This is a genomic window from Campylobacter sp. Cr9 (assembly GCF_020138295.1).
Lineage (GTDB): Bacteria > Campylobacterota > Campylobacteria > Campylobacterales > Campylobacteraceae > Campylobacter_E.
Genome location: NZ_JACGBH010000045.1, coordinates 1 through 375 on the forward strand (window position 1 = coordinate 1; position 375 = coordinate 375).

Here is a 375-nt window from a genome sequence, read left to right on the forward strand (position 1 = left end):
CTACTGTAATAATCTCATTACGTTTTGTTGAACAGCGTTAGCTTGGCTCATTGCATAAACACCTGATTGAGCTAGTATTTGGTGCTTACTAAATGTAGCACTTTCTTCTGCAAAGTCAACATCTCTAATATTACTTTCAGCAGCTTTTACGTTTACTTGAGTAACTGAAATATTATTTACAGTTGAAACAAGTTGGTTTTGTACAGAACCAAGGTCTGAACGAATTGCTTCAAGAGCTTTTTGAGCAGTTTCAGCAATATTCATCATAGCTTGAGCGCCTTTTAGTGTCATAACACCTGCTGCGTAGCCGTTTTGGTTATCGCCATTATCTCCTGCTTGCCATTCATTAGCGTTAAAGCCCATTGCATCTGCTTG

General features: G+C 38.4%; 1 protein-coding gene. It reads right to left on the minus strand.

Translation table 11 applies throughout. From position 1 onward, the window contains the following. The coding region (locus AVANS14531_RS09150) for a flagellin (RefSeq protein ID WP_336612165.1) at positions 1-375 on the minus strand (375 nt) is incomplete at its 5' end.